Source organism: Kitasatospora papulosa (assembly GCF_000717245.1).
GTDB lineage: Bacteria > Actinomycetota > Actinomycetes > Streptomycetales > Streptomycetaceae > Streptomyces > Streptomyces papulosus.
This window is the reverse complement of the sequence record NZ_JNYQ01000035.1, coordinates 1-7,121: the sequence shown is the minus strand read 5'-3', so window position 1 is coordinate 7,121 and position 7,121 is coordinate 1. Positions and strand designations below refer to the sequence as shown.

General features: G+C 66.6%; 4 protein-coding genes and 4 pseudogenes. 3 read left to right on the top strand and 5 right to left on the bottom strand.

The genetic code is table 11. The features are described from left to right. The first annotated feature begins 402 nt into the window (after positions 1-402). Positions 403-1,737, top strand: coding sequence for a VanZ family protein (locus tag IA22_RS0133320; protein ID WP_030125836.1), 1,335 nt, complete (start codon positions 403-405; stop codon positions 1,735-1,737). 98 nt (positions 1,738-1,835) lie between these two features. Here IA22_RS0133320 and IA22_RS0133315 read toward each other — a convergent pair whose 3' ends face one another. Both IA22_RS0133315 and IA22_RS0133310 read right to left on the bottom strand, forming a co-directional pair. Further along, positions 1,836-2,843, bottom strand: coding sequence for a hypothetical protein (locus IA22_RS0133315; protein WP_030125835.1), 1,008 nt, complete (start codon positions 2,841-2,843; stop codon positions 1,836-1,838). A 163-nt stretch (positions 2,844-3,006) separates the two neighbouring features. Further along, positions 3,007-3,698 (bottom strand): annotated as a pseudogene (locus IA22_RS0133310) (IS630 family transposase); the annotation flags it as partial. 55 nt (positions 3,699-3,753) lie between these two features. On the opposite strand from IA22_RS0133310, the gene IA22_RS0133305 reads away from it, so the two are divergent. After that, positions 3,754-4,155, top strand: a complete 402-nt coding sequence (locus tag IA22_RS0133305) for a hypothetical protein (RefSeq protein WP_234434667.1) — start codon at positions 3,754-3,756, stop codon at positions 4,153-4,155. On the opposite strand, the pseudogene IA22_RS34625 reads toward IA22_RS0133305, so the two are convergent. Then, a pseudogene (locus IA22_RS34625) lies at positions 4,130-4,967 on the bottom strand (IS5 family transposase). The gene IA22_RS0133305 and the pseudogene IA22_RS34625 sit on opposite strands and share 26 nt — an antisense overlap. Positions 4,968-5,238: 271 nt before the next feature. On the opposite strand from IA22_RS34625, the pseudogene IA22_RS35905 reads away from it, so the two are divergent. Then, positions 5,239-6,032: pseudogene (locus IA22_RS35905) on the top strand (IS5 family transposase); the annotation flags it as partial. Positions 6,033-6,052: 20 nt separating this feature from the next. Here the strand turns inward: IA22_RS35905 and IA22_RS0133290 are convergent. Both IA22_RS0133290 and IA22_RS0133285 read right to left on the bottom strand, forming a co-directional pair. Then, the gene (locus IA22_RS0133290) at positions 6,053-6,457 is read right to left on the bottom strand and encodes a DUF6896 domain-containing protein (RefSeq protein WP_014140620.1); all 405 of its coding nucleotides are present in this window, start codon (positions 6,455-6,457) and stop codon (positions 6,053-6,055) included. A 282-nt stretch (positions 6,458-6,739) separates the two neighbouring features. After that, a pseudogene (locus IA22_RS0133285) lies at positions 6,740-7,027 on the bottom strand (transposase); the annotation flags it as partial. Positions 7,028-7,121 lie beyond the last annotated feature (94 nt).

Here is a 7,121-nt window from a genome sequence, read left to right as displayed (position 1 = left end):
TGCCGCGACGGACATTGGAAGTAGCGCACGGACGGGCCGGATCATCACTTCCTGTTCCTTCGAGGGAAAGCGGGCCTCCGGGTCTTCGAGGGGAAGCGGCAGAGCCCGGCGCGCGCTTCGCGCCCTACAGTGCGTGACGCCTGACGGCCGTCCAGCAGGTCGCAGGCGGTCTCGTGGGCGCAGCGCCCGGCATGCGGGCCGTCCGGTGTCACCCTCCAGGACACTGCTCGGTGTCCAGCAGGGACGTGCCCAGGTGCGGACTGCTACTCCACCATTGGGATGATGTCGGTGACCGGACAGGGAACGTACCAGACTCCCTCGGGCACCTGCTGAGCTCCGTCCACTGCCCCGTCCCGCGCTCCCGCGGGGCGGGGCGCTCCTGCGTGAAGGTGTTGCACCACCATGCTGCAAACTGTTTTTAATGGTCGAGGCGAGTTCGTTCTTATCGCGTTGGCCGCAGTGACGATCGCGGCCCTTGTCGGATATTTTGCCGCGAGAAAATTTCTGGATCGCCCGTGGGCGTACGCGGGGCTTTTCGCCACCTTGGCAGCCGAGCTGAGCGTTACTATTTTCTTCCCGTCTCCGGGCCATGTGTCCGGTCAGTGTGTCCTCAATCGGAACTACAGTGAGCCTTTCGCGACAGAGCAAGGCCTGCTGAATGTGGCAATGTTCCTGCCTATTGGACTTTTTGGGGTTCTTGCTCTCCGGCGTGTCTTTCCTGTCTTTCTGGGGGGAGCGCTGCTGTCGGTGGCGACCGAGCTCGGCCAAGCGCTCGCCCCGTGGGTAGGGCGCAGCTGCGACAGCGGCGACGTGCTGACGAACACGCTCGGCGCGGGAATCGGGGCGCTTATAGGCTGGGCGATCGTCCGTGCTGTCCGCGGCGAGGTCCACTCCTTGCGCTCCGCGGGGAAGCCGGCGGTTGTCGTCTTCGCGGTCGGTTTTATCGTCTGCGCCGTGGTGTGGAAGGCCTGGATCACCCCGTTGGCCGTGGACTCCACGAGTCTGCAGATCGCAGGAGGGGACGAGAAGGCCCAGGCGCAGCAGGTCCTCGCCGCCGCTTTCGACGATCACGTCGACATCAAGAACGTACAGCTTCAGTCCGGGCAGAACGATGCGCCCGACCTGCTGATGATCACCTTGGGGTCAGGGTTCGCAGAGTTGAGCTGGCCCGATAAGGAACAGCTCACCGTCAGTCTGGAAAGTACGAGCCAGCCCGGACCTGGCAGCTTTGCGGTGCCAGGAGCCGGTGCTGCCCCCGAGAGTGCCGACGACGCGCTCCGTATCGCCACGAAGTACGCCAAGGAGCGCTTCCCGTGGGGGCTGGAGGACTCACACGTGAAGTCGTTCCCTGTCGGCGATGATGCGGAGTTCGGCTGGATGGTCAGCTGGCGCAGCCGAGTCGACGGAGTCCTCATGCCCATGCGTCTGGATGTGCAGATCAACAGAGCTGGTCGTGTCTCCGCACTGCTCACCCGGCATGCAGAAGACTTCACCTCGATCCCCCCGCGCAAGGTGAGCGAGAAGCAGGCTGCGGCCACCGCGTCCAAGTACGCAGGTGGAGCGAAGACAGCCGCCGGCACCTTGCTGGCTATCCGGCGTGAAGGCGAATGGCGAGCCCAGTGGGTCATCCCTGTGTCGTCCGGGACCGACTCCTACCCGGTCTACGTCGACGCCGAGACGGGGAAAGTAGATGAAAGGGCATCCCCCGTCCAGGGTCTGCCCACAGCACCCAACTGAGCCACTACTGAAGTTGAATGCGTGATGTCGGTCAGTCATGTGTGATCAGGGGGCGTCCTGGTTTCAGCTCAGACTCGGTCCGCACTACTTCTGAAGGGTTAGCATCCTCGGTCGTATATCGCCCGCAGCCACGGTTCCCTGGCGGCGGGCATCCGCGCGAGCGTGTACCGGAACGCCTCCCTGGACGGCTGGAACGGGTACCACGGGTGCGGCGGCAGCGGGTCGTCCCGCTCCACGCCTGCTGGCAACCCGCCGACCACCGGCAGCCGGGTCCGGTGCGGCGGGAAGGCGAGCTCGGCCCAGAGCGCGGCATCCATAGGTACCGGAACCGCCCCAGCGCGCGGCTGCCACATGTCTCCAGTCTGCGGATGGACCGGCACCAGCACCAGGTCAGCGGTCGGCTCGCCAAACCCCGGTCCCGCCAGGTCCAGCCGCTTCGCGCCTTCCCCGGCGGGCAGCAACGCGCCGAGTGCCCGGCCGAGGAGCTCCGCGACCAGTCCGGGCGCGACGTCGACCGGCGCGCCCCCGGCGGCCACCACCACCTGGGCGATAGCCACGCCCGCCGGGATGTCCCGGTACTCGCTCAGCCGGTGCCACAGCGCGCCGGTGGCCAGCAGTTCCGCCCACTCCATGATCGGCCGCTCCGGCGGGCCGGGCAGCCGCACTACTGTCTGCGGGAGGAGCCGGACGACCTGCCAGCATCCGCAGTCGTCGATCCTCGTTCCGACCGGCAGATCGCAGCCCAGGCAGGCAAGGTTCGGCCCGTCCCTCCCGTCGATCCCCATGCAGTAGCCCCCGGCCCGCTCGAGGATCAGCCTGGTGCCGCGCATGTCGCCGGGCGCGAGAAGGACGGTGTCCGACGGTCCGTTGGACAGCGCGCCGAACGGTGCGAAGCGCCCTCGCTCAGCCGCCTCGCGCGCCCCAACCTCGTCCCACTGCCGCCACGGCGGCCCAAACGGTGCGGGGTCGACGGCGTAGGACCCGGCCTCCAGCAGTGGCGGGTGCAGCGTCTCCCAGTGGGTGTCGGCCAGGTGGATCGGCAACGCCACCTCCGACACCGCCCGTGTCAGGACCGCACCGCAGCCCGCACACCCGAACACCGCCAAGCTGTTCCCTCCAGCGGTCGAAGCCAAGCCCCCTGCATCCCACCAAGCAGGCGGACTGGGGAGCAAGGAGTTTTCAGGCGACACCGCGTGACGCGGGGGCGAAGTGCGGGCCGTCAGGCTCCGTTGCCCCTGAACTTGAATGTGAGAAGCCGGCCTGATCGTGTCAGCTCGTCAGGGTCAGGCCGGTGCCTATGAGGCAGCCGTCGATGAGGTGCGGTCGGTACTGGGTCTTCTTGAGGCTGCGCTTCACGGCGGTGGCGAGCTGTTCGAGGTTCGCGGCGGCGAGGTTGCCGATCGCCTGTTTCATCAGGGACCAGATGCCCTCCTGCGGGTTGAGGTCGGGTGCGTAGGACGGGAAATGGAAGACGATCAGCCAGTCCTCGTTCGCAGCGATGAAGTCCTTCATCTGCGGCATGAGATGGGTGCGCAGGTTGTCCCAGACCAGGACGATGGGTCCTTTGAGCTGGTTGTGCGCCCGCAGGATGAGGTCGCGGTAGTCCTGCCAGGTGAATCCCTTGGGTTCGCCCTTGCGGCCCCGGTGGACGCGAAAGCTGTAGATCAGCCTCGACCGGTCTCCGCGTCGGAAGCAGACCATTCCCGCCATCGAAACCCGTCCGGAACCCCTGCCCCGGACTCGGACGACCGGCGTCTGGCCGATGCGGCCCCAGGACCTCGCGCGTGGCGGCCTCAGCGACTGGCTGGCCTCGTCCTCACAGACGATCCAGGCCCCGCGGGCCGCCGCCGTACTTTTACCTGCGGCCACACCTCCTTCTTCCACAACTCCACAGCTCCGTCGTCACGTTCGATCGCCCGGCGGGCCGGCTGCTGCCACGACCAGCCATGGCGCTTAAAGAGCGTTTTGTCTGGCAGGAGTGTTTGGTAACGCAGTGCTGCCGTGGATGATTGCGGGGTGTTGGTTCACGTGGAAGCGGTGGGGCAGGTCGCCGACGGACGCGCGACGGTTCGGGTGCGCTCGGAGGTGGGTGCCGCTGCGGCGTTCTGGTGCGGCGAACCGACGGGAGTGGGCCGCGAACATCATGTGGAGTGGACCGTTGAAGAGGACGCGGCCTGGGGCGGCAACACTCGACCGGCCACTTCATTTTCACCCGGGGTGGACGAGGAGGAAGGCGGCCGGATCGTCTTTCGGGGGCGGCTGGGCTTGACGGGCGATGGCGGAGCCATGCTGGAAGTAGCTGGAACGCATATCCTGTTCGACCTCGCCGACCCGCCGCCATCGGCTGCTGTCGATGGAACGTGGGTCGAGATCAGTGTGGAGCGGAACAGCGTCAGCCTGTGGCCCTACCTGCTGTGATGAGGTCGATCATCGCTATGTTGATCATGACTTCGGAGCGGTGTGGGTTGGTTTCGTAGTCGCGGGCGAGGCGGCGGTGGTGCATGAGCCAGCCGAAGGTCCGCTCGACGACCCAGCGTCGCGGAATCACCTTGAAACCCTTCTGGGCGGGGTCGCGGCGGATGACTTCGACGTCGATGCCCAGGCGGGCGCCGCGGTCGATGGCCTTGGTGCGGTAGCCAGCTGTCGGCCCACGCCTTCGTGACGCGAGGGTGGCCTTCGGCAATGTTCGAGAGCAGGCGGATTCCGCCGACGTTGTCGGAGACACTGGCGGCGGTGACCAGCACGGCCAGAAGGAGGCCGACGGTGTCGACGCCGATGTGCCGTTTGCGGCCCGCGATCTTCTTGCCCGCGTCGATGCCCTGGCCGGCCGCGGGCACGTTGGCCGAGGTCTTGATGCTCTGGGCGCCGAGGATGCAGGCGCTGGGCTCGGCGTCTCGGCCCCCGGCCTTCCGGACCAGCCGTCGCAGGAGTCCGTTGAGCTGGTCGAAGACGCCGTCCTTCTGCCAGGCGGCGAAGTATCCGTAAACGGTTTCCCACGGGGCGAAGTCGCGTGGCAGATACCGCCACGGGATCCCGGTCCGGTCGACGTAGAGAATGGCGTCCATGATCCGCCGCAGGTCATGCTCGGGCGGCCGCCCGATGTCCAGGCCCTTCCCTCTGCGTTCCACTCGCCAGGCTGTCAGGGTTGGTTCGAGCAGTTCCCAACGGGCATCGGACAGGTCACTGGGGTACGGCCGCTGTCGGCGAGGCCATGTTTCCGTAGTACCGATGGCAGCCGTCCCGACACAGGGCGCAAACAGGCGCGACCGGGGGCGTGTTGGGATCAGACAGGAGCGAAGGGACCGAAACAGGCCCTCGAAGGCCGTCACCCGCCCCATCTGCCACAACAAGCGTCTACCGCCTCAGCCGGCCCGAAGCGGTCCGCCACCTGAACTGCAATGAAGCACCCCTGTCGGGACAAAACGCTCTTTTACTGATCGTTTCAAAATGAGTTGAGCCGCGGGTCTTGTGCTCGGTGATCTTGGTCGGCAGGGTGGCTGAATGCGTGCTGATCTTGTTCCGGACGACCTGTGGGAGCGGGTGGCCCCGTTGCTGCCGCGTGCTCCCGAACGACGCCGCCGTCATCCCGGACGGTTGCGTGTTCCTGACCGAACAGCGCTCGCCGGTGTCCTGTTCGTGTTGCGGACCGGTGTCGCCTGGCGGGACGTCCCGGCGGAGACGGTGGGCTGCTCCGGGGTAACAGCCTGGCGTCGGCTGCGGGACTGGACCGAGGCCGGCGTGTGGCCGCGACTGCACGCTGCCCTGCTGGCCGAGCTGCGCCGCGCCGGCCTGCTGGGCCTAGACGACTGCTCCGTGGATGGGTCACACATCCGAGCTCTCAAAGGGGGGCTCACGTCGGCCCCTCACCTGTCGACCGCGCCCGCCCCGGCTCGAAACACCATCTGATTGTCAACCGCCACAGCACCCCACTCGCCGTCACCCTCACCGGCGGCAACCGACACGACGTCACCCAGCTCCTGCCCTTGCTCGACACCATCCCGCCAGTCCGGGGGCTGCGAGGACGCCCCCGTCGCAAGCCGCGGCGTCTGTATGCCGACCGAGGCTACGACTTCGACAAGTACCGGCGCCTGTTGTGGAAGCGCGGCATCAAGCCGATGATCGCCCGGCGCGGCGTCGCCCACGGCTCGGGACTGGGCAAGGTGCGCTGGGTGGTTGAGCGCGCCTTTGCCTGGTTGCACCAGTTCAAACGGCTCCGCACCCGCTATGAGCGACGCGCCGATCTCCATCAGGGACTGCTCGAACTGGCCTGCAGCCTCATATGCCTGCGCCGCCTGGGAACCTCATCCTGGAGCGTTCAGCTGGCTACGCTGAACCACCCCGGCTGCACCTCGGTCAGAAGCGGTTGCAGTGACTGCACTGCGGCCCGCAGGTCCTGATCCATGACGTCAAGAGGCTCTGGCAGGCTCAGCCCGTACCAGCGCAGCCGCCAGAGGTCGAAGATCTCGCTCCCGTCGGTCGCAAAGTCCACGTCGATCTCAGTGCCGTTGTCGCTGACGAAGCGGCATCCTGCCCCGTGAACCGTGTAGGAGTAGGCGCCAATGTGACCACTCCGGCTGATGATCCGGCGCGAACGGACCAGGCCGAGGACATCTGCAAGTCGCTCAAGCGAGGGGATCGCCGCCCTCATGACCTCGTCAACCGCGTTCAATGCGTGGACGTAACCGAGCACGAGTTCTCGTGCAGACCCAACGCGTTCCATTTGGCGTCATCCCCCAGAGCCGGTGGCTGAAGAGATTGTTCCATGGGCCCGTCAGTGTCTCCGGAGGACGGCATTCCGAAACGATCAGTAAGTTCGTTTCTGGTAGCGGCCTCGTCCGGGTTGGGTGAGGAAGCCTTGGCGGGTGAGTCGTCCGAGGCGGCTGCGGGTGACGTTGACGGATGCCTCGTCGGTGGGCATGTGATTACGAAGTTCGTCCGCCCGGGCCGTGGCCGCGTTCTCCTGGATGTGAAGGTCGACCAGCAGTTCGGTGATGTTCACGCGGCCAGCCCGATGGACCGCTTCCTTGAAACCTTGGTCGACCAGCACTTTCTCCAGGCGCATCCCGCATCGCTCGGCGGCCTGGTCGAGCAGTGCGGTGCCGGCCGCGTTGTCGTGCGCGGAGGCGGCCATGACGACGACGCCGATGATCAGCCCCAGCACGTCGACGGCCAGTCCACGCTTGCGCCCCGACACCTTCTTGTTCGCGTCCAGCCCCGTCGTGGTCCTGGGAACACCCGCCGCGGCACGAACGGACTGGGTGTCGATGATCACGAGGGACGGGTCCTCTAGGGCCTGTGTGAGGTCGTGATCAATATCTGCGTTCCGCTGCCGTGCCGGGACGGATCACGGTAGAACGCCGGTGTGACGCGCCGACAGCTCAGTG

Coding starts and splice junctions, on each gene's coding strand:
- IA22_RS0133320 (WP_030125836.1), top strand. CDS start 403: ATGCTGCAAACTGTTTTTAATGGTCGAGGCGAGTTCGTTCTTATCGCG.
- IA22_RS0133290 (WP_014140620.1), bottom strand. CDS start 6,457: ATGGAACGCGTTGGGTCTGCACGAGAACTCGTGCTCGGTTACGTCCAC.